At 68.6% G+C, this 19,166-nt stretch carries 21 protein-coding genes; 13 read left to right on the plus strand and 8 right to left on the minus strand.

Going from position 1 to position 19,166, the window contains the following annotated elements:
* Positions 1-50 precede the first annotated feature (50 nt).
* Positions 51-977 carry a 30S ribosomal protein S2 gene (rpsB, locus tag ACGH48_RS11725; protein ID WP_111086086.1) on the minus strand — a complete coding sequence of 309 codons (927 nt, stop codon included), beginning with the start codon at positions 975-977 and terminating at the stop codon, positions 51-53.
* Between the two features lie 357 nt (positions 978-1,334).
* Positions 1,335-2,777, minus strand: coding sequence for a sugar porter family MFS transporter (locus ACGH48_RS11730; protein ID WP_396288738.1), 1,443 nt, complete (start codon positions 2,775-2,777; stop codon positions 1,335-1,337).
* Positions 2,778-3,107: 330 nt separating this feature from the next.
* On the opposite strand from ACGH48_RS11730, the gene ACGH48_RS11735 reads away from it, so the two are divergent.
* Entirely contained in the window at positions 3,108-3,773 is a 666-nt protein-coding gene (locus tag ACGH48_RS11735) for a M23 family metallopeptidase (protein ID WP_396288740.1), read from the plus strand.
* A gap of 174 nt (positions 3,774-3,947) precedes the next feature.
* Here the strand turns inward: ACGH48_RS11735 and ACGH48_RS11740 are convergent, their stop codons facing one another.
* Entirely contained in the window at positions 3,948-4,886 is a 939-nt protein-coding gene (locus ACGH48_RS11740) for a tyrosine recombinase XerC (RefSeq protein WP_396288741.1), read from the minus strand.
* 25 nt (positions 4,887-4,911) lie between these two features.
* The gene (locus ACGH48_RS11745; protein ID WP_396288742.1) at positions 4,912-5,355 is read right to left on the minus strand and encodes a DNA-processing protein DprA; all 444 of its coding nucleotides are present in this window, start codon (positions 5,353-5,355) and stop codon (positions 4,912-4,914) included.
* 46 nt (positions 5,356-5,401) lie between these two features.
* On the opposite strand from ACGH48_RS11745, the gene ACGH48_RS11750 reads away from it, so the two are divergent.
* Complete coding sequence (locus tag ACGH48_RS11750) at positions 5,402-6,886, plus strand: recombinase family protein (RefSeq protein WP_396288743.1); 1,485 nt, start codon at positions 5,402-5,404, stop codon at positions 6,884-6,886.
* A gap of 23 nt (positions 6,887-6,909) precedes the next feature.
* Here the strand turns inward: ACGH48_RS11750 and ACGH48_RS11755 are convergent, their stop codons facing one another.
* On the minus strand, positions 6,910-7,740 hold the full coding sequence (locus ACGH48_RS11755) for a TIR domain-containing protein (RefSeq protein WP_396288744.1): 831 nt from the start codon (positions 7,738-7,740) through the stop codon (positions 6,910-6,912).
* A gap of 137 nt (positions 7,741-7,877) precedes the next feature.
* On the opposite strand from ACGH48_RS11755, the gene ACGH48_RS11760 reads away from it, so the two are divergent.
* From ACGH48_RS11760 to ACGH48_RS11810, 11 genes are all read left to right on the plus strand, one after another.
* A complete protein-coding gene (locus ACGH48_RS11760) occupies positions 7,878-8,528 on the plus strand; it encodes a hypothetical protein (protein ID WP_396288745.1) in 651 nt (216 codons plus the stop codon).
* Between the two features lie 540 nt (positions 8,529-9,068).
* Complete coding sequence (locus ACGH48_RS11765; protein WP_396288746.1) at positions 9,069-9,203, plus strand: hypothetical protein; 135 nt, start codon at positions 9,069-9,071, stop codon at positions 9,201-9,203.
* On the plus strand, positions 9,200-9,847 hold the full coding sequence (locus ACGH48_RS11770) for a hypothetical protein (RefSeq protein ID WP_396288747.1): 648 nt from the start codon (positions 9,200-9,202) through the stop codon (positions 9,845-9,847). Before ACGH48_RS11765 ends, ACGH48_RS11770 begins: the two co-directional genes overlap by 4 nt.
* Positions 9,844-10,074 carry a hypothetical protein gene (locus ACGH48_RS11775; RefSeq protein ID WP_396288748.1) on the plus strand — a complete coding sequence of 77 codons (231 nt, stop codon included), beginning with the start codon at positions 9,844-9,846 and terminating at the stop codon, positions 10,072-10,074. The genes ACGH48_RS11770 and ACGH48_RS11775 overlap by 4 nt, the downstream gene beginning before the upstream one ends.
* Before the next feature lie 695 nt (positions 10,075-10,769).
* Positions 10,770-11,447 (plus strand): hypothetical protein, encoded by a 678-nt coding sequence (locus tag ACGH48_RS11780; protein ID WP_396288749.1) that lies wholly within the window; start codon positions 10,770-10,772, stop codon positions 11,445-11,447.
* Positions 11,444-11,710 (plus strand): hypothetical protein, encoded by a 267-nt coding sequence (locus ACGH48_RS11785; RefSeq protein ID WP_396288750.1) that lies wholly within the window; start codon positions 11,444-11,446, stop codon positions 11,708-11,710. The genes ACGH48_RS11780 and ACGH48_RS11785 overlap by 4 nt, the downstream gene beginning before the upstream one ends.
* A gap of 896 nt (positions 11,711-12,606) precedes the next feature.
* The gene (locus ACGH48_RS11790) at positions 12,607-13,017 is read left to right on the plus strand and encodes a hypothetical protein (protein WP_396288751.1); all 411 of its coding nucleotides are present in this window, start codon (positions 12,607-12,609) and stop codon (positions 13,015-13,017) included.
* Complete coding sequence (locus tag ACGH48_RS11795; protein ID WP_396288752.1) at positions 13,014-13,352, plus strand: hypothetical protein; 339 nt, start codon at positions 13,014-13,016, stop codon at positions 13,350-13,352. Before ACGH48_RS11790 ends, ACGH48_RS11795 begins: the two co-directional genes overlap by 4 nt.
* A 72-nt stretch (positions 13,353-13,424) precedes the next feature.
* Positions 13,425-13,790, plus strand: coding sequence for a hypothetical protein (locus ACGH48_RS11800; protein ID WP_396288753.1), 366 nt, complete (start codon positions 13,425-13,427; stop codon positions 13,788-13,790).
* Positions 13,772-14,038 carry a hypothetical protein gene (locus tag ACGH48_RS11805; RefSeq protein ID WP_396288754.1) on the plus strand — a complete coding sequence of 89 codons (267 nt, stop codon included), beginning with the start codon at positions 13,772-13,774 and terminating at the stop codon, positions 14,036-14,038. Before ACGH48_RS11800 ends, ACGH48_RS11805 begins: the two co-directional genes overlap by 19 nt.
* A gap of 104 nt (positions 14,039-14,142) precedes the next feature.
* The gene (locus ACGH48_RS11810; protein WP_396288755.1) at positions 14,143-15,753 is read left to right on the plus strand and encodes a hypothetical protein; all 1,611 of its coding nucleotides are present in this window, start codon (positions 14,143-14,145) and stop codon (positions 15,751-15,753) included.
* Between the two features lie 408 nt (positions 15,754-16,161).
* Here the strand turns inward: ACGH48_RS11810 and ACGH48_RS11815 are convergent, their stop codons facing one another.
* Genes ACGH48_RS11815 through ACGH48_RS11825 form a run of 3 tightly spaced genes read right to left on the minus strand, consistent with a single transcriptional unit; the run spans position 16,162 to position 19,054 of the window.
* Complete coding sequence (locus ACGH48_RS11815; RefSeq protein ID WP_396288756.1) at positions 16,162-17,148, minus strand: DNA-processing protein DprA; 987 nt, start codon at positions 17,146-17,148, stop codon at positions 16,162-16,164.
* Positions 17,145-18,668, minus strand: coding sequence for a YifB family Mg chelatase-like AAA ATPase (locus tag ACGH48_RS11820; RefSeq protein WP_396288758.1), 1,524 nt, complete (start codon positions 18,666-18,668; stop codon positions 17,145-17,147). The genes ACGH48_RS11815 and ACGH48_RS11820 overlap by 4 nt, the downstream gene beginning before the upstream one ends.
* Entirely contained in the window at positions 18,665-19,054 is a 390-nt protein-coding gene (locus ACGH48_RS11825) for a YraN family protein (protein WP_123312294.1), read from the minus strand. The genes ACGH48_RS11820 and ACGH48_RS11825 overlap by 4 nt, the downstream gene beginning before the upstream one ends.
* Between the last annotated feature and the right edge of the window lie 112 nt (positions 19,055-19,166).

The raw sequence follows: 19,166 nt of genomic DNA on the forward strand, positions 1-19,166 counted from the left end.
GAGTGGTGACGCAGGCGCCGGACCCGATCGGGCCCGGCGCCTGCGACAGGTCACTCGGCGGGGGTGGTCTCCGCGGCTGCCTCGGCCTCGGCCGTCGGCTCCGCGTTCTTCGCGTCGTCGGCGATCGGCTCGCCGATCTCCTTCGCGGCGACCTGCGCGTCGGCGTTGTTCTCCTCGACGGTCGCACCCTCGGGAGCGGCGTCGGCGGACGGCGTCGCGGCGTCGCCACCGAGGAGCTCCTGCTCCCACTCGGCGAGGGGCTCTGCGGCCTCTTCGTCGTCGCCACCGTTGTGGCGGGTCTTCAGGCCCTCGGCCGCGGCGTCGGCGACGATGCGGGTGAGGAGACCGACGGAGCGGATCGCGTCGTCGTTGCCCGGGATCGGGTACGTGATCTCGTCGGGGTCGCAGTTGGTGTCGAGGATGCCGATGATCGGGATCCCGAGCTTCTGCGCCTCGTCGACGGCGAGGTGCTCCTTCTTGGTGTCGACGATCCAGAGCGCGCTCGGGGTCCGCGTGAGGTTGCGGATACCACCGAGGGTCTTGTGGAGCTTGTCCAGCTCGCGCTTCTTGATGAGGAGCTCCTTCTTGGTGAAGCCCTTCGTCGTGTCGTCGAAGTCGATCTCCTCGAGCTCCTTCATGCGCGCGAGGCGCTTGGAGACCGTCTGGAAGTTCGTGAGCAGACCGCCGAGCCAACGCTGGTTGACGTACGGCTGGCCGACGCGGGTCGCCTGCTCGGCGATAGAGCCCTGCGCCTGCTTCTTGGTGCCCACGAAGAGGATCGTGCCACCGTGCGCAACCGTCTCCTTGACGAAGTCGTACGCGCGGTCGATGAAGGCCAGCGACTGCTGCAGGTCGATGATGTGGATGCCCGAGCGCTCGGCGAGGATGAAGCGCTTCACCTTCGGGTTCCACCGACGGGTCTGGTGTCCGAAGTGGACGCCGCTGTCGAGCAGCTGGCGGATGGTGACGACGGCCATGTGCCGTCCTCCTTCTGTGTTCTCGGCGCACAGCTGCGCTGTGCTCCTGTTGCGGTTGTGTCGAGCACGACCGGAGGTCGTGATCCCTGGTGTCCTGGCACGCGACCGCCCGCTCGTGAGAGCGGGACCGATGGTCGGGTGCCGGTCGAAGACGGCGAACCGTTGTCGACCCTGTGGACACGCGAAGTCAGCGCGCATCAGCGCACTGCTGGAGAAATGCTAGCAGACAGGAGGCCCGGATCACGCGCGCCGACCGGCTGACGTGATCCGGGCCTCTCCCCACCGGCACGGCCGGCCCGTCGCTGGCGCGACGGTCCGGAACCGGCGGCGTGGGCCCTGTCCGGTGTTCTGGGTCCGTCAGGACTTCGCGTTCACCGTGTCGCCCTCGGCCGAGATGCCCATCTCCTCGAGCGAGCGGCCCTTCGTCTCGGGGATCTTCGCGATGACGAAGAAGAACGAGATCAGCGCGAACAGCGCGTAGATGCCGTACGTGACCGTCAGGTTGAAGCCGGACAGCACCGGGAACGTGATGGTGACGATGAAGTTCGCGACCCAGTTGGCGGCCGAACCGATACCGAGCGCCGTGGCGCGGATGCGGTTCGGGAACATCTCGCCGAGCAGCACCCACATGAGCGGACCCCACGTCGCACCGAACGACACGACGAACAGGTTCGCGAAGACGAGGGCGATGACGCCCCACGAGCCGGGCAGGCTCGGGTTGCCGTCCACGATCGTCGACTGCGAGAACGCGATCGCGACCATCGCCAGCGAGATGAACATGCCCGCGGAACCGGTCACCAGGAGGGGCTTCCGCCCGACCTTGTCGACCAGGAAGATCGCGATGAAGGTCACGGCGACGTTCACCACCGAGGTGATCGTCGAGATGAGGAACGAGTCGCTCTCCTTGAACCCGACGGCCTGCCAGAGCGTCGTCGAGTAGTAGAAGATCACGTTGATGCCGACGAACTGCTGCAGCACGGCCAGGATGATGCCGACCCAGACGATGGGCTGCAGGCCGAAGCGGTTGCCCCGGATGGAGCCCTTCTTCTCGTTGGCTTCCTTCTTGATGCCGTCCTGGATCTCCTCCAGGCTCGTGTTGACGGTCTCGCGCGGGACGATTTTGGTCATGACCTCCCGTGCGTCCTCGGTCCGGCCCTTGGCGAGCAGGTACCGCGGCGACTCCGGCAGCGTGATCGCCAGGATGCCGTACACAACCGACGGGATCACGCCGACCAGGAACATCCAGCGCCAGGCCGGCAGCCCGAGGACGACCTCGGAGGCGCCACCGGCGGTCACGGCGAAGAACTGGTCGGACAGCAGCGCGGCGAAGATACCGAGCGTGATGGCGAGCTGCTGGAACGAGGCCAGCCGCCCGCGGATCGCCTTCGGGGAGACCTCGGAGATGTACGCCGGCGCGATGACCGATGCCGTGCCGATGCCGAGACCGCCGACGAGGCGCCACAGGACGAAGTCCCACGTGGCGAACGCGAAGCCGGAGCCGATCGAGCTCACCAGGAACAGGACAGCGGCCCAGAACATCACCCGGGTGCGGCCCCAGCGGTCCGCGAGGCGACCGGCGAAGTAGGCGCCGAACGCACAGCCGATGAGGGCGGACGCGACCGCGAAGCCGCTCGCCGCCTCAGACAGGCCGAACTCGCCCTTGATGGCCTCGACGGCGCCGTTGATGACCGACGAGTCGAAACCGAAGAGGAAACCGCCCACCGCTGCTGCGATGGCGAACGCGGTGACCTTCCCCTTGAACGCACGGTCCTCGCCGTGCCCGGTGGCTGTGTTGGACACGATGCTCCTGGGTTCTGCCGGCCGTGCTGCTTGTGGGCACGGTGCCCCGGCGGTCGGCTCGTTCGCCGTCCGTGCGGCGTTGCGTGGTCCGGAGCGGCCCCGACTGTACTCCTCGTGGGGGATGTGGTCATAACCGGGTGCGGGTGCGGTGTCGGGTGCGGTGTCGTGGTGTCGGCTCGACTCGGAACGACACCCTCGACGTCGTGCGACATCGAGGACGTCGTTCGTTGCGGTCGTGCTGTCCCTCCACAGGCCGGGAGGCCCGCCCCACCATCCACGGGCCGGCCCACCTCGGTCGTGTGGCTGGTCTGGGCCGGACAGAGTGGCGGCATGCTCGTGTTCCCCGGCTCCGGTGCTCGACTCCCCGCGGTCGCGGGCGTCGTGGCGAAGGCGTTCAGGATGCTCGGGGCGCTCGGTCTGCTCGGCCTGCTCGGTCTGCTCGGCCTGCTCGGGCTGCTCGGCCTGCTCGGGGCGCTCGGCCTGGTCGGGGTGCTCACCGCTTCGTCGGCCACACCGACGCCGGTGCCGGATGGCCTGCTCGACCAGCGGGACCGTACGGCGGCGACTCGCGCTGCCGAACCGTGGGTCTGGCCGACCGGCACACGGGTGGTCGAGCGCGGGTGGGAGCCCCCGTCCGACGACTACGCCGCCGGTCACCGCGGGATCGACGTCCCTGCGCCGATCGGCACGCTGGCGGATGCGGTCGACGACGGCACGGTGGCGTTCGCCGGACCCGTCGGCGGCCGCAGCGTCGTGACCATCGACCACGGCGGTGGGCTCGTCAGCACCCTCGACTCGGTGCAGCCGCTCGTCGCCGCAGGGGACGACGTCCGACAGGGCGATCCGGTCGGGCGGGTGTCCGTCGGGCACTGCCCGGCCACGGCCCCGTGCCTGCACCTCGGCGCGAGGGTGGACGGCCGCTACATGGACCCGGTGCCGTACCTGCCGCCGGCGGAGTGGCCCGTCCTGCTGCCGGAGTCTGCCTGGCCCGGGTGAGCGTCGGCGCGAAGCGCTGATCGATGTGACTCGGACGGGGCGGGTACGACGGGCGCGTGGTGACCCGATCGGGCGGGCACGCCGCTTGCGACGGCCCCGTTCCTGCAGGCGCGGCGATCGCGCCAGTGGCGCCGGTCGCGCCGGTCGCGTTCCTGCAAGCGCACCGGTCGCGTGTCAGGCGCGCGGGTGGGCCGTCCGGTAGACCTCGCGCAGCCGCGCCGAGGACACGTGCGTGTAGATCTGCGTCGTCCCGAGGCTCGCGTGCCCGAGCAGTTCCTGCACCGCACGCAGGTCCGCTCCCCCGTCGAGCAGGTGCGTCGCCGCAGTGTGCCGGAAGGTGTGTGGTCCGCTCGGCCCCTCACCGGGCAGGTCGTCAAGCAGTCGAGCGACCACGCGGTACGCGCTGCGCACCCCGAGCCGACCGCCCTGGTCGCCGAGGAACAGAGCGGTGCTCGGAACATCGGCCCGCTCCGCGAGGGTCGGACGCCCTCGCGACGTCCACGCCTCGAGCGCGTCGCGAGCCGGGACGCCGAACGGGACGACCCGCTCCTTCCCGCCCTTCCCGAGCACCCGGACCGTGAGCCGCCCGCGATCGACGTCCGCGACGTCGATGCCGACGAGTTCGCTCACCCGGATCGCCGCGGCGTACAGCAACTCCACGAGCGCGAGGTCCCGCAGCGCCCCCGGATCGTCGGTCGCCGCACGGACCGCGAGGCCGTCGAGCATCCCGCGGACCTGGTCGGCCGACACCACCCGCGGCAGGTGCGAACCACCCTTCGGCGCACGGAGCCGCACACCGGCGTCCGTCGCGGTCACTCCGGTCTCGCTCGCCCACCGGGTGAACGCCCGCACCGACGACGACCGGCGGGCGATCGTCGACCGGGCAAGCCCCCGCTGGTCGGCTTCCCACAACCAGTCACGGAGGAGTTCGAGGTCGACCCCGTCGATGCCGACGACACCACGCCGCGCGGCGAACTCGATGAACTGCTCGAGGTCGTTCGCGTACGCGCGCAGCGTCTGTTCGCTGAGGCCCCTGGCGTGTCGAGCGTTCCCGAGGAACGTGTCGACCGCTGCCACGAGTCGCCCGTCCGTCTGCTCCGCTCGGTCCACCACGTCGTCAGCGTACGGCTGGCCGACGTCATGCGCGGCCCCACCCGCCGCTGCTGTGCGCCACGAGCCCCTGCAGCTGCGCGAGCGCGAGTGCATCCGCCACCTCGGCTCCGGACAGCCCGGACCGACGAGCGATCTCGACCTCTGGCAGGGCACGACGGCCGAGCGCGTCGAGGACGCGGACGACCTCCGGATCACGCTGGACCGACACGAGGGGCTGGTCCGGCACCGCGGATGCACCGGACGCGGTCGCCGGGCGCAGCGCGGTGATCGGGTCCCCGGGGTGCACGACGAGTTGTGCCCGGCCCTGCGCCACGAGCCGGTGGCACCCGACCGACGCCGAGGACGCGAACGCCCCCGGCACGGCGAACACCGGGCGGCCGAGTTGGCCGGCGTGGTGCGCGGTGTTGAGCGCGCCGGATCGCGCGCCGGCCTCCACGACGACCGTGGCGTCCGCGAGGGCGGCGATCAACCGGTTCCGTGCACGGAAACTTTGAACAGACGGCTACGCTGACCCCATGCCCCTCGCCGCGCTATACGCCCGTCAGTCCAAGGAGAACGACGAGGGCATCGACCGGCAGGTCCGTCGCACCCGTGCCCTAGCCGAGGCTCGCGATTGGCAGATCGCCGCGGAGTACAGCGACAACGACGTGAGCGCGTCTAAGCCCCGCGGTCCGAAGTCTGGCTGGGCCGCCATGCTCGCCGCTGCCGAGGCCGGAGCGTTTACACACGTCGTCGCCGTTGACCTCGACCGGCTCGTGCGGTCCCAGGCCGACCTCATCCGGCTGATGGAACTGAAACTCGCCGTTGTCACGGTGGACGGTGAAATCGACCTGTCCACGGCCGACGGCGAGTTCCGCGCCTCGCTGGGAGCGTCACTCGCGCGATTCGAGGTGCGCCGCAAGGGTGAGCGCACTCGCCGCGCAAACGAGGACCGGCGGCTCAAAGGCAGGCTGACGCCGGGGCGGCGACTGTTCGGCTATGAGACCGACGGCACAACCCCACGCGATGCCGAGGCGGCCATCGTGCGTCGCGTCTACGAACACGTCGCCGAGGGCCGATCCGTCTACGGCATCGCGAGGGCGCTCCGCGACGAGGGCGTGCCATTCACAACGGGCAGCGCCGAGTCATGGCGTCCCGCCCGCGTCCGAGACATGATCCTCAACCGCCGTTATAGCGGGCAGGTGTTCGCTCCCGTCGGCACGGCCGCGGATCTCAAAGGCTGGCAACGTGTCCAGCAGCGGCGCGACCCCAGCGCATGGATCGCGGGCAACGTGCCGGCACTCGTCGACGACACGACCGCTGAGCAGGCGCGGGCCGTGCTGAGCGACCCAACGCGCAGGACAACGCCGGGACCGGCGCGGCGGCACCTACTGAGTGGCATCGCCGTGTGTGGCGAATGCGGCGCGGGGCTCAAGCAGGTCCACGGGGACTATCGGTGCTCCGTGGCCTCCGCGCACCCTACGATCCGTGCCGCCCTGCTCGAAACGTTCGTTCGGGCTGAGGTCGTCTACGCGATGGCGGCCGGCGGCCCGGGCATCGTGCAGGGCGCCGCGGACGCCTCCGGCCTCACCCAAGCCGTTGCGGCTTGGCGCGACAACGAGGCCCGGCAGACAGAGGTGCAGGAACGCGAGCGCATGGGCCTCCTGTCCAAGTCCGTCGCCGTCCAAGAGCTGATCGCATTAAGAGAGGAACGCGACGCCCTCACGGTGACGCTGGAACGCCTCCGCACTGAGCAGTCCGCCGCGGGGGTCCTGGTGGGACTGGCGACCGAACTACTCGACGGGCTGCCGGCCGCGTACGCAGCGCTGGGCCGCCAGGGGGCGGATATCCGCCAGCAGGTAGCGGAGCGTTTCGATGCGCTCGACCTAGATCAGCAACGCGAGGTTGTGCGTGCCGCCGTGACGGTGCAGGTCGACCGCGGACGCGGCACGGGACGAGTGCGGGTGCAGCACCTGCTCGCCGAGCAGTTCAATCCCAGCGACGCGGTTGCTGGCAACTGACTGACTCGAACCAAGTATCGCGCCTAGAACGGGGCAGGACTGATCGAGTCCTTCAGGCTCAACCTCGTTCCAACTACGCGAAATCCCGTGTTCGTGGTGAGCCAAATTCGCCCACCCTCGTGCGAAACGTCGACTATCTCTCCACGGACGCCTCCCTCGTCAAGGAAGTACTGCCCGACCCAATCTGTCTCCAGCTCTGAAATAGGGCTTGGACGATCCACGTTTCGTGCTGCCCTCTCCTGATGACCAGATGAGACGACCGACTGTCCGAAACGCATCTCTCGCAGCATGTCGAGCACTTCGTCAAGCTTCGCGTCAGCACTGCGAGTCTTCTTGGGAGTGGTGGCAGCCGGCTCGCCGCCGGACTCTGCCGCCGCAACCGCCTTGGCGGTGTCCGTGGCAAGACGTTCCCACTTCTCGTTGAACTCGTCCTCTAGACGGCGATCGTCGAGTGGCCTGTCAGCCGCACTGTTGATAGCCTTCAACAGCTTTAACATGTCAGCTTGATCAGTGAAGTTCGTCATCTGGAAGTTCTTGATCGGGCCGTCATAGTCGGCCGTCTTCATGCCTACGAACACGGCGCATAGCTTCTTCATGTTGCCGTGACGCAGCGTCCGAAGCGCACCGGCCTCGTAGTTCAACCAGGCAGAGTTCTGATTCTGCGGCGTGAGAAACAGTACGCCAACCCGTGCTTCTGCGAGGTTCCGTTCGATGGCGTCGAACCATACGTCACCCTTCTCCGTGTCACTGGAGATGAAGGGCTCGCACTCCTGGATCACCCGCGGCAACCAGTCAGCGAACACCTCCGCGACGGTCTTGCTCGCACTCTTGGACCAACTGACGAAAACTCGCACGTCACGGACTCTAGCTCAGGCATGACCGGCATTCGGCTCACGAGGCGCGGGCGGGACAGCAGGAGCAACGGGGTACAACCGAGTTGCCCCCTACTTAGGGGATTCACAGATTCACGCATCTCTGACATTTTGTCGGCATGACCAACGCGCCGGATCACTACCAATACCCCCAGAACGGACAGCCGAACCCGTACCAGCCGCCGCCCGGTCACGTCCCGGACCAGCACCGCCGCGGCAACCCCTTCGGGCTCGTCGCCCTCATCGTCGGGATCGTTGCGATCGTTGGGTGCGCAATCCCGATCGTCAACAATGTGTCGATCGTCCTCGGCGTCATCGCCGTGGTGTTCGCCGTCGTTGGCCTGATCGTCAAGTACCGCCGTCGCGGGCTCGCGATTGCGGGACTCGTGCTCGGCGTCCTGTCCGTGGTGGTCGGCCTGTCGACGCAGGCGCTGTACTCATCGATGCTCGACGGCGTGGGCGAAGCGTTCTCGTCAGCGTCCGCCGAGTCGTTCGATAAGGAGCACACGGTCACTATCAAGATCGAGGGTGATTCGACCGACGCGAACCTGAGCTACACGACTGACGGTGGGTCGGAAGAGGTGGCCAACCCCACGCTGCCTTTCTCTAAGGAGTTCACCGTCAAGGGCAGCACCTTCGGTTCCGCCACGGTGACCAACGGTCAGACAGGAAGCACCGTCACTTGCACTGTGTCCGTGGACGGCGAGCAGGTGTCGACCAATACGTCGAGCGGCGAGTACGCGAGCGCGTCCTGCGACTACAACGACTAAAATAGTACAACAGCTAGCACAAGGCCCTCATGCTCGTCACTGAGCGTGGGGGCCTTTGTTGCGTTGCGCCGGGGTGCACCGGCCGGTGCGCCGGATTGCGATCCGCGGGGTGAGCCTGGCGAAGTGTAGTTTTGGCCCCCACATAGCATCTATCCCGAGCATTCTAAAACTCTTTCTACCTGTCTCCACTTTCTAGGAAAAAGTTTCAAGAGTAGGGGATAGATCCTACTTCCTCCGGAAAACTACACCTCCAGCGCACCGGACCGCCGCCAACGGCCGCACCTCCTGGCGCGACCATCTCGGATGCCGCTGCCGCCCCAGGGCGGTGGCCCCCTCGGTGTAGTATATCAGTGGATAGGTGATGCGTGTTGCTTCACCTGTCACCGGGTGTTCCGATTCGGCCTTCGAGCCGCGTCCGCCCACACCGCAGGTTGTCGTCTGCTCTCCGGCAACCCGCGTAGCCAAGTAGCCCCCTCGCACTGATCCGCGAGCCGGGGCTACTTGGCGTTCCCGGAGAGCGCACACCAGAGAGCAGTAACCGTGAACCCCAACAACTCCACCCCTTTCGACAGCATCGACGCACGGCTGGCAGCTATCGACGCCAGGTTGGCCGCATTCGACCAGCGCATTGCCGCAGACCTGTCCCGCCTTGCGACCATCGGCGCTACGCGATGACCGCGCTGACGCTCGCCGCCGCAACCGCTGCGGCCGACCGCCGCAAGGTCTACGAAGACTTCATCGACGACTACTTCGAGGATGACCCGGAGATCGTTGTGAAGATAGCCGACCTCAACGCCGCGTTCGTTCGTAGCCCGCGGCACACGTGGGCGTCCGACCCCTCATTCGTCAGCGACATGCTCGACCAGCCGCGCAACCGACTGCCTCGTGAAGATCTCATCACGCAGCAGGCCGGGCACCGCGCGGCGTACTCGCCAGCCGAGCGTACCCGCCGCCTGGAAGCACTCGACGGTACCGACCATGAGTCGCACCCCGACCGCGAATATCGCCTGCTCTGGCGTGACGGTTGCCGATGGCTCCGCCTCGCACCGGTCGACGCCGCAGCGGCACCCGCGCTCGACCCGGAGCGTCCCACGCTCGTACAGTTCGTCCGCGCGACCGTCGACCGCGCACGGCAGCCGAAAGACCGGCCCATCCTGCTATCGGCGCTGTACGACACGATCGCCACCGCCTACGACCGCGCTTACGGCGTCCGTCCGACCCGCCGCGACATGAGCGACGCGCTCGACCTCGCCCCGCGGTGCTCGCGCTCACGTCGCGCAGCGGGTATGCACCTTGTCGTGTGGGGGACCGACCGGTGAGCCGTCCAACGATCGCCGAACAGTACATCGACTGTGCGGCGTGCTTCGAGCGCGCTGACGGCGACTGGCAGCCCGCCAACACCGCGACCCGTACATACAGCGGCTCCATCTGGCTCGCTGGCGTCGAGGTGGCGCATGGCCCGATGTGGGTCTGTCCCACCTGTTACAAGCGGCTCACGAAGCGCGACAAGCGCTTGGCCGACCGCCTCGCCGAGGCCATCACCTAGCCAACCCAATCCCACGCACACGCCCCGGAGGTGCCAGTGCCCTTTCCACCCAATGCCACGGTCACCCGCGGGCGTGCCTACCTGCCCGACGGCACGTTCGTCGGCGCGGTATGCCGCCTGTGCGGCACCGAGACCGCACCGGAAGACCTCGTGCGCTCCCGCCGCGAGACGACCGGCTACACGACCACGTGCCGCCCTTGCCATCGCGCCCGCAACGCAGCAGCCGTGCCCGCAGCACGCGCCGCGTACCGCAGCCGCACCACCGCGCAGATTGACGCGGACTACGACCGCCTGCGCGCGCCGACTGGCGGGCTGAAACGCTGTCGGGCCTGCGGACAGTACAAGCCCAAGGCTGCGTATGCCGCGAATCGGAGCATGCCCGACGGGCGTAGCAGCGAGTGCAGGCCCTGCACCAGCGTCGCCCAGTCCCGTCGCAAGTCCTAAGACCTGCTAGCCCCTCGTCTGACTGGCCGCGAGGGGTTAGCACCCGCGGTCGTCACCGCTCGTCGGTAGTGACAACCGCCCGGCCGGTGTTCCTCCGCGTTTCGACGGGGAATGTCCGCGGAGGGCACCGGCCCCCAACTCTTCCCATCCCCGCACGTCGCGCTCGCTGCCGCGTCGTGCCTTCCACGCGCCCAATGCAGCCCGAGGCGAATCGGCACACCGATGCCGACGCCAGCCGAAAGGGGTCACTCGTGACTTCTCAGAACAACAACCAGCCCACCCCGGCCGACCTCGACAAGATCGCCACGCAGAACAAGAAGGCCTACCGAGAAGCCATTGCGGCCGCCCGGGCCGAGGCGAGTATCGAGCTGGAAGACCTCGGCGGCAACAGCCGCAAGCAGGTTGACGAGGCGAAGGCCGCGCTCACCGCCGCGAACGCCGACGAGCGGCAGGCCCTCGGCAAGCTCCGATCGCTCCAGGGCACCCCGGCGCAGTTTGACCGTTCCGGCGACGGGCCTCCCGTTCCGCTGCGAGGCAGTGGGGTTGACCCGCTCGACTTCGATACGGCGCTCCAGGAGCACAAGGCAGCCGAGTACGCCGCACGGCGAGCAACGAGCGCGCACAACGCCGCGTGGAAGGCATTTCAGGAGCGGCGCAACGTCACCAAGCCTGCTGCCGAGGCCCGAGCCGACATCGAGGCAGCTCGCGACGCCGCGCACGCCGAGTTCCTCGCCAGTATCTCCGAAGCCGCCGCCGCAGCCGAGCGTCTCAGGGTGCTGAGCAGCGCTCTCGGCGAGGGCATCGACTTCGTGCTCGGTGGAGGTACCAACGTGCTCCAGCCGCTCACCGACATCGTTCCCAAGGTCGAGGATGCCCTTGTAACCGCGTACGCCCGGCGTGCACGCACCGCCGCGGAGGCTGGCAAGTGACCGCCGACAACAGCCGCGCTGCGGCCATCGCCCGCGCGGTCCTCGCGCAGGCCGAGTACGCAGAGCCGAAGCCGTTCACTTCCCTCGGCTACGGGGCACAGCAGGTCATCGCTGGACATGCCGCCTCGCAAGACAAGGGCGTGGACACGTACTACGCCGAGATGGTCGCCGAGGCCCGTGCCGAGCACGAACGCGCGGTGGCAGAGTCCACCGCTGCCGACGACGCCGCAGCCCTCGTCGCGAAGATTCGAGGCCAGCGGTGAGCCGTACCGATCGCAGCGGCCGCCCGCTCAACCAGCGACAGCGCACGGCCGAGGATCGCATCGCCGATCCGCGCATCCGGCACGTCGTCCCGAATGGCCTCGCTCCCGCCATGCCCGCCGACGTGCTGGCATCCGTTCTGGGGCGCAGCACCCGTCCGGCACCGGCACCCGAGCCCGCACCCGAGCCCGAGCCGGCACCGGCGCTCACGGCGGGACAGATCCGCGCGGTCAACATGCGCAGCCCGTATCGAGTCGGGTGCGAACGTTGTGGCGAGTGGACAGACGCGCCATCGGCTAAGCCGATCACCCACCCGCGGTGCGCGGCGTGTGGGCCCAACCGCAGCCCGCGGAAGCGTAAGCGCAAGCCGAAGCCCCAGCCCGTGCCTGAGTACGAACTGCAGTAGCAGCCCCATTGCCCCGCCTGACAGCCCCACGCCTGTCGGGCGGGGCGTACTCCTGCCACACCCCGGGCACTACCCCGCAGCCCCCGACTACCTGCATCCCGCGGCATGGTGGTCGGGGCCGGGGTGCGTGGCCTGGCCTACAGGTGCACGCCCCCTACCTCCCTACGCCTGGCACTACCCACCACCCCCGCCGCCCGGCACCACGTGGTGCCCGTGCTCCGGCCACATGCCGAGGCAAAGGGGCCGGGGTGGGGTGGGCATGGCATAGGGTATCGGGCCGGGCCATGCGACCGCGACGCGATGCCGATGCATCATTCGATGAAACATTCGATCGTGTTCGCAACGCTCGTCGTCGCTGTGTGCGTCTGCACCGGCGGCAACCCGGCGGACTCCCCCTACCCCCGTCGCTTTTCCTCGAAGCGGCATAGCGCCTGAGATCGCACACCGAAGCACAGCCTGTTTTTAGCCCCGCGGCCCCTCGAACCACCCCACATGAACGGAAGACCCGTGGATTCACTACTCGTCACCGGCAACTCACCGCAGACCGTTTTCACCGCGGATGACTGGGAGCTGCCTCAGCACTATACGGACGCCGCACGCGATGCTGTGTTCAACGTTTTGAAAGCACGTCCCGACCTCGACGGCGGCGACGTCGGCGCACTCGAACAGGCGGGTGAGCTGATTACCCTGGCCGACGGCCTGGCCGATGTAGCCCGCACCGCGGGGCTCGTCAGCACCGGCAGCACTGGTCAGGTGACCGTGCACCCGGCCGTCACCGAGGCCCGCCTGGCCCGAACCGCCGCTGCCGCCATCTTGGCCAAGCTCAACCCGGCGAACGCCGCCGCTGCACAGGCACGTCGCACGGCCAACCTCCGCCGCGGCCCGCAGAAGGACGACCGATGATTCGCGACGAGCGGCCTCTACCGCAGCGCGCGATCACTCTGCACATCCTCGACCACCGGGGACCGCTGCCGGACCTCGTGCTCGCTCGTCAGCCGATCACCGGCGAAGAGGCAGCCGCCGCCGCGCTCGCCTACGCCGACGAGCACGCACCGACGCCGACCCGGTGGGAGGCCACCGCCCGCGCCGCCTACCGCACGCTTGTCGCGTACGACGGCGCAGCCCTCATCGGCGGTCGCCCGGTCGAGCACCCGACGTACGGAATCGGCCTGGCCGATCTCCGCGCCCGCATGCAGGGCGAGCCGTCCGCGCTTGACCGGCGCATTGCGGCCCACTAACCGGCCGCTGGGCTACTCTCTCTGCGGCGCCAGCCAATATATCACCGTACAGACATCAGAGAGCCAACAGACTTGACTACAGACACCACGGCCGCACCCGGCAAGCTCACGAACCCCACGCTGCATCAGTCGGCCAACCTCGTTATGAACCTGCATTACTTCCTCGGCTCCGCGGCCGATGCCCAGTGGTTGAGGTCCCGCACGATCTCGCCGGATACCCCCGACGCGGAGGTGATCGTCGGCGCACAGGACGCCAGCACCATTCGAACGCAGCGCCTGTCCGACCCCACGTTCGACGCCGCTGCCGATCCCGCGCGTCTCGCACTCCGCGAGGCCGTGAAGGCCGCCGAAAAGGCGATGGCCCGTCAGCACGCGGCGATGCAGGAGGCCGCGGGCATTCTCGACGCTGCCCTCACCCGATGGAATGGCGGCGCGTAGTGCCGACCCTATTCGTAAGGGGTCGCCGAATCGACGTTGACCCCGCCGCGCTCACCCGCGCATTGCCGCTCGCAAAGGCAGGGCACCCGCCGGAGACATTCCTCTACGCCGTCCTCGGCGACAAGCTCCGCGCTGTCCTCGCGACCGAGCCCGGCGACAAAACCGTCCGCGAGATTGCCGCAATGCTGATCGACGACAGCACCGGCGAGCCCTGGCCGGATTCCTACGCCGCATATTACGCCGCCTGACGGCATTTCAGAACCGCACCTAACCCAACACCTCAACGCCCTTGTGCAAAGCCCTTTACGGGCCGCACAGGGGCGTTTTGCATGCCATTGAAAGGTCAGTCACCTTGCCTAACGAACTTGAACGCCTCGCGCAGAAGATCCAGTCACTCGAAGATCGCATCGGGGCACGCAATGCCACGCAGCTCGACAGCTCGACTATCGACGTTGGCGATGACGATTCCCTGGTCGTCTCCGACGTCGTGGCCGCGGCGGACGAAGCCGTCAACGTCACGATCCCCGGACTGCAAACCGCGCTCGACCTCAACACCGCGCGACTCCAGGAGAACGCCGAGGCTGTTGCTGCCGCACTCGAGGCAGTCGACGTCGCGATGGAACTTGCGAACGCAGCCGAGGCCGCAGGCATCGCGGCGGGTGAAGAGGCGTCAGCTGCCGCTGACGACGCACTAGAGAAAGCGCAAGAGGCGCTCGACGCCGCACAGGCAGCCGGTGGCGGAGCAACGTACTCCGGCGTAGCTCCCGCGGCCGGCACCCCTGGCACGCCTGGACAGCAGTGGTTCGTGTGGGACAGCAACTACAAGATCAACGCGTACTACGTGTACGACGGCGCAACTTCCGCGTGGGTGCAGACCGAGATCACAGATGCCGTTCTCGGCAACCTCTCGGCGGGCGCGATCACGTCCGGCTACCTCAGTGCGGAGCGCATCGCGGCAGCGTCACTGACTGCCGCAGTCCTCGCCGCCGACACGATCACGTCTCGCGAGGTTGCCGCGGACGCTATTCTCGCACGCAACATCAAAGCGGCTGAGATCACCGGTACGAAGATTGCCGCGGCAACTGTTACGGCCGGGAACATTGCGGCGAAGACGATCACCGCGGGTCAGATTGCCGCGGGCACGATCACCGCAGGTGAGATCAAGGCCGGTACGATCACGGCCAACGAGATTGCCGCGGGCACAATCACCGCAACGCAGATCAACCTCGACACGCTTAACGGTAAGACGATCACCGGCGCCGTTATCAAGTCTGCGGCGTCAGGGCAGCGCCTAGAAATGCGCGGCACGCGACTTGACGTCTACGGCGCAGGCACATCAGTTGCCGCGTCGATTGTCGGCATTCCGGGTGCCGACAACAACACAAGCGCAATTCAGTTCACTGCCCGCGACTCGACCAGCGCCACGGCAGCCGTGAACATGCATGGTGCGGTGACGTTTACGCCCCTTAGTGGGCCGTCGTGCACGTATAACATGACGCTTGACTACGGCCTGAACACGACTCACGTATTCGCGACGCGGGTATTCACCCGCACGTCCAGCATTCTCCCCGTCCTGGTGATCGACGGCACTTCCTCCGGCGTCGTCGTCACCGCCGACGACTTCCGCACCGCGGACGGCAATTCGATCAGCTCGGACACGGGATGGAAGAACTTGACGGTACAGAACGGCTGGGCGAACCAGTCCGGCACACGCCTGCGATACCGCATTAAGGCAGGCGTGTTCTACCTCCAGGGCTACCTCAACAGCGCCAACGCGACGGCCACGACGTTCGCGACGATCCCGTCCCAGTACACGCCGTCGCAGAACATCCGTGTGCCGGCGACGAACGGGACCGGCTCGTCTGGAACGTGGATGGACTTCCCCGTCGGCGCGGACGGCACGCTCGCAGCCAACACCTCGCGCAACCCCAACTTTGCCGTGTCCTGGCCGTTGGACTCGTAACCATCACGCACCTCAAAGGCCCCGGCCGTCCTCCGCTCCGTGCGGGTGACGAGCCGGGGCCTTTCGTCGTTGCTGAGTCGCTAGTGCAGCAGGACTGCCACGAGGGCAACGACGGACGCGGTCAGGCGCATCAGCGCGGTAGCCGCGCCGAGCACTACGGTCCAGCGGGGTGCGGGTGAGGTAACGTGACGTCCCAAGCGTTCTCCAGGAGTGCTTGCGGGACCTGATGCTGGCAGGCGGTGGTCCCTGTATGAGAGCCGGACCGGTTGGTTCGGCTCTCTTACGTTAGGTCCGGGTGAGTAGCGTCCGCGACCGCTTAGACATGCCCATGTCAAAGTTGCGCGGCGGCAGATCCCACACACCCCGCACGAAAAACGTCCGCACAGCACCATGCGAGCACATTGGGCGTTACTGGTTGATTCCGAGCGCTGTTCCATGCCACAGGGCATGTCGAAAAAGTGCCTCAAAATTAGTCCTCACGTTGGGCGTGTCGCGCTCCTGAACGGCGCAAGCTCGCACGCCTTCCGGAGCGCTGCGGCCAGCTCGCAGCTGTACCTCTTTTAGGCAGGCCGGCGGCAAACCGTCTAACCGGCGTTTCCTGGCCAGGAAGCGCCACCGGGTCGGCCGTGTCCCCGGCGCCGACTCGGCCAGCAGCACCCCCTGCCGAGCGACGTTGCGGAGCAGCTGGACGTTGCCGGCGGGGTAGAGCTGGTCGATGCCCCCGGCGAGGACCGCAACCGTCGGCGCGCCGGCGGCGATCGCGACGCGGTGTGCGACGGCGTCGATGCCGTAGGCGCCACCGCTGGTGATCGTGCAACCGGCGTCCGCCGCGGTCGAGGTGATCTCGGCGGCGGCCTCGGCCCCGGCGACGGTGTTCGCCCGCGATCCGACCACGGCCAGTGCGGGTGCACCGTCAGCGACGCTCGCTGTCGCGCTGCGCGTCCAGAGCACGAGCGGGGCGTGCGGGCCGAGATCGTCGAGCGCCGTCGGCCATCCAGGAGCACCGGGAACGAGCAGTCGGGCACCGACGCTCTCGGCCGCGGCGACGACGTCGCCCACGTCGGACCGGGCAAGCCGCGGTCGCCATCGGTCGATCGCCGTGCGCAGGACACCGGCGAAGGCGTCGGCGTCCTCCGCCCCGGGAACACCGGCCTCGACGCAGTCGGCGAGCAGCTCGTCGAACGCACCATCCGCCGCCGACAGGACCGAGCCCAGGGCACGCTGCGGACCGAAGGCAGCCATCAGCTCGCCCGCGACGGAGTCCCCCGGCTCCACGATCACGGACCACGCGACCCGGGCTGCGGTCTCCACCGGATCCGACGTGTCGTCGGCTCCGAGAATCCGCCGGATCGCGACGAGGAGTTCGCCGCCGTGTCCGGACCCCACGCCGTTCACAGCGCGCTCCGCAGGGCGAGGGCGCCCCGGACGTGAGTCCTGGTCGGACGGTCGACCGCATCGAGGTCGGCGAGCGTCCAGGCGAGCCGCATCACCCGGTCCCAGCCCCGCATGGTCAGGGTGCCGAGGTCGAGCGCCCGGTCGAGCTCGGTGGTCGAACCCGGTTCGATCCGATCGTCCGCCCGCAGCCACGCTCCGGTGACCTCGGCGTTCTTCGTCCATCCGGTCCCTCGGAGGCGTGCAGCCATCCGTGCCCGGGCAGCAGCGACCCCGGCGCGGGCCTCGGCCGTCGTCGGAGCGTTCCCGTCCGCACCGCGCATCTTCCCCGTCGTCACCCGGGGGACGAGCACCCGGATGTCCATCCGGTCGAGCAGCGGTCCGGACATGCGGCCGAGGTAGCGCCGGACCGCACTCGGCGGACACTCGCACGGCTGGCCGTGCGGACCACCGGCGTTCCCGCACGGGCAGGGGTTGGCGGCGAGCACGACCTGGCACCGCGCCGGGAACTCGGCGGCCCCCGCTGCGCGGTGGATCGTGATCCGCCCCGACTCGAGCGGCTGCCGGAGCGCATCGAGCACCGCCCGGGGGAACTCCGGCGCTTCGTCGAGGAACAGGATGCCGCCGGTCGCCCGCGACACCGCTCCCGGTCGCAGCACACCGGAGCCTCCCCCGATCAGCGAGATCGCCGACGCCGAGTGGTGCGGGGCCTCCCACGGGGGCTTCGTGCTCCACGATGCCGAACCGAGTCCGGCGACGGACCGGACGGCCGCGACCTCCAGCGCGGTCGCGTCGTCGAGGTCGGGCAGGAGTCCGGGGAGCCGCTCGGCGAGCATCGTCTTGCCGGCACCGGGCGGACCGAGCAGGAGGGCGTGGTGTCCGCCGGCCGCGGCGGCGATGACGGCGCGCACCCCGATCGGGTTGCCGACGACGTCCGACAACTCGGCCACCGGGCGTTCGACCGTCGGCACCGGCACCGGCAGCACCGCGTCGACCTCGACCGGCGGCAACAGCGCTCCGGCGTCGATCGCGGCCGCCCGGAGCGAGTCGACTCCGGTGGTGCGCACGCCGTCGACCACGCGTGCTTCGGGCAGGTTGCCGATCGGCAGCACGACCCGGTCGGCTCCGGCGTCTCGCGCGGCCAGCAGCATCGGGATGACCCCGGCGACCGGTCGGACCCGGCCGTCCAGGCCGAGCTCACCGATGTAGACGATGCGCTCGCTGACGTCGGGGGCGAGCCCGGCCCCGGCGAGCACCGCCATGGCGATCGCCAGGTCGAACCCGGAACCGCGCTTCGGGATCGCCGCGGGCGTCAGGTTCACCGTGATCCGGCGTGCCGGCAGTGGACACCCGGCGTTCGCAGCAGCGGCTCGGACCCGCTCGCGCGCCTCGCCGAGCGAGGTGTCGGGCAGTCCGATGATGCTGAACGCGGGCAGCTGGCTGGTCAGGTGGGCCTCGACCTCGATCCGGCGGCCGGTCACCCCGAGCAGGGCGACGGCCGCAGCACGACCGATGCCCGTCACAGCACACCCGCCAGGTGTTCCACGGCGGTCCGGGGCCCGTCGACGTGCACCGCGACGACGTCGATGCGGACGGCGCGTGCATGCACTTCGGGATGAGCGTCGAACCACTCGGGGACGAGTCGCCGCATCCGGGCGCGCTTCGTCACCGTGATCGCCTCGAACGGATGTCCCGTCGCCGTCCCGGATCGTGTCTTCACCTCGATGAACGCGAGCGTGCAGGAATCCCACGCGACGATGTCGATCTCGCCGCGGGCACACCGCCAGTTCCGTTCGAGGACCCGGAATCCCCGGCTTTGCAACCATGCCACGGCCCGGTCTTCACCGAACCGCCCCAAGCGACCGTTGCGGAGTGTTCGTCCGGGCGGACCCTGCACCTTCTGTTCCATGTCGTTGCCTCCGCGACAACGATCGCGCGGCCGGCCGCGGCGGACAGCGCAGACGGTGGATCTGTGGAATCAGGTGCGGACGATCCGCTTTGGGGAGGAATGACGAAGGACC

The organism is Curtobacterium pomorum, from assembly GCF_044497295.1.
Lineage (GTDB): Bacteria > Actinomycetota > Actinomycetes > Actinomycetales > Microbacteriaceae > Curtobacterium.

Bases quoted from the DNA above. Each gene is read 5' to 3' on its own strand.
- rpsB (WP_111086086.1), bottom strand. From the start codon at position 977: ATGGCCGTCGTCACCATCCGCCAGCTGCTCGACAGCGGCGTCCACTTC.
- ACGH48_RS11735 (WP_396288740.1), top strand. From the start codon at position 3,108: ATGCTCGTGTTCCCCGGCTCCGGTGCTCGACTCCCCGCGGTCGCGGGC.
- ACGH48_RS11750 (WP_396288743.1), top strand. From the start codon at position 5,402: ATGCCCCTCGCCGCGCTATACGCCCGTCAGTCCAAGGAGAACGACGAG.
- ACGH48_RS11760 (WP_396288745.1), top strand. From the start codon at position 7,878: ATGACCAACGCGCCGGATCACTACCAATACCCCCAGAACGGACAGCCG.
- ACGH48_RS11770 (WP_396288747.1), top strand. From the start codon at position 9,200: ATGACCGCGCTGACGCTCGCCGCCGCAACCGCTGCGGCCGACCGCCGC.
- ACGH48_RS11790 (WP_396288751.1), top strand. From the start codon at position 12,607: ATGAACGGAAGACCCGTGGATTCACTACTCGTCACCGGCAACTCACCG.
- ACGH48_RS11795 (WP_396288752.1), top strand. From the start codon at position 13,014: ATGATTCGCGACGAGCGGCCTCTACCGCAGCGCGCGATCACTCTGCAC.
- ACGH48_RS11805 (WP_396288754.1), top strand. From the start codon at position 13,772: ATGGAATGGCGGCGCGTAGTGCCGACCCTATTCGTAAGGGGTCGCCGA.
- ACGH48_RS11825 (WP_123312294.1), bottom strand. From the start codon at position 19,054: ATGGAACAGAAGGTGCAGGGTCCGCCCGGACGAACACTCCGCAACGGT.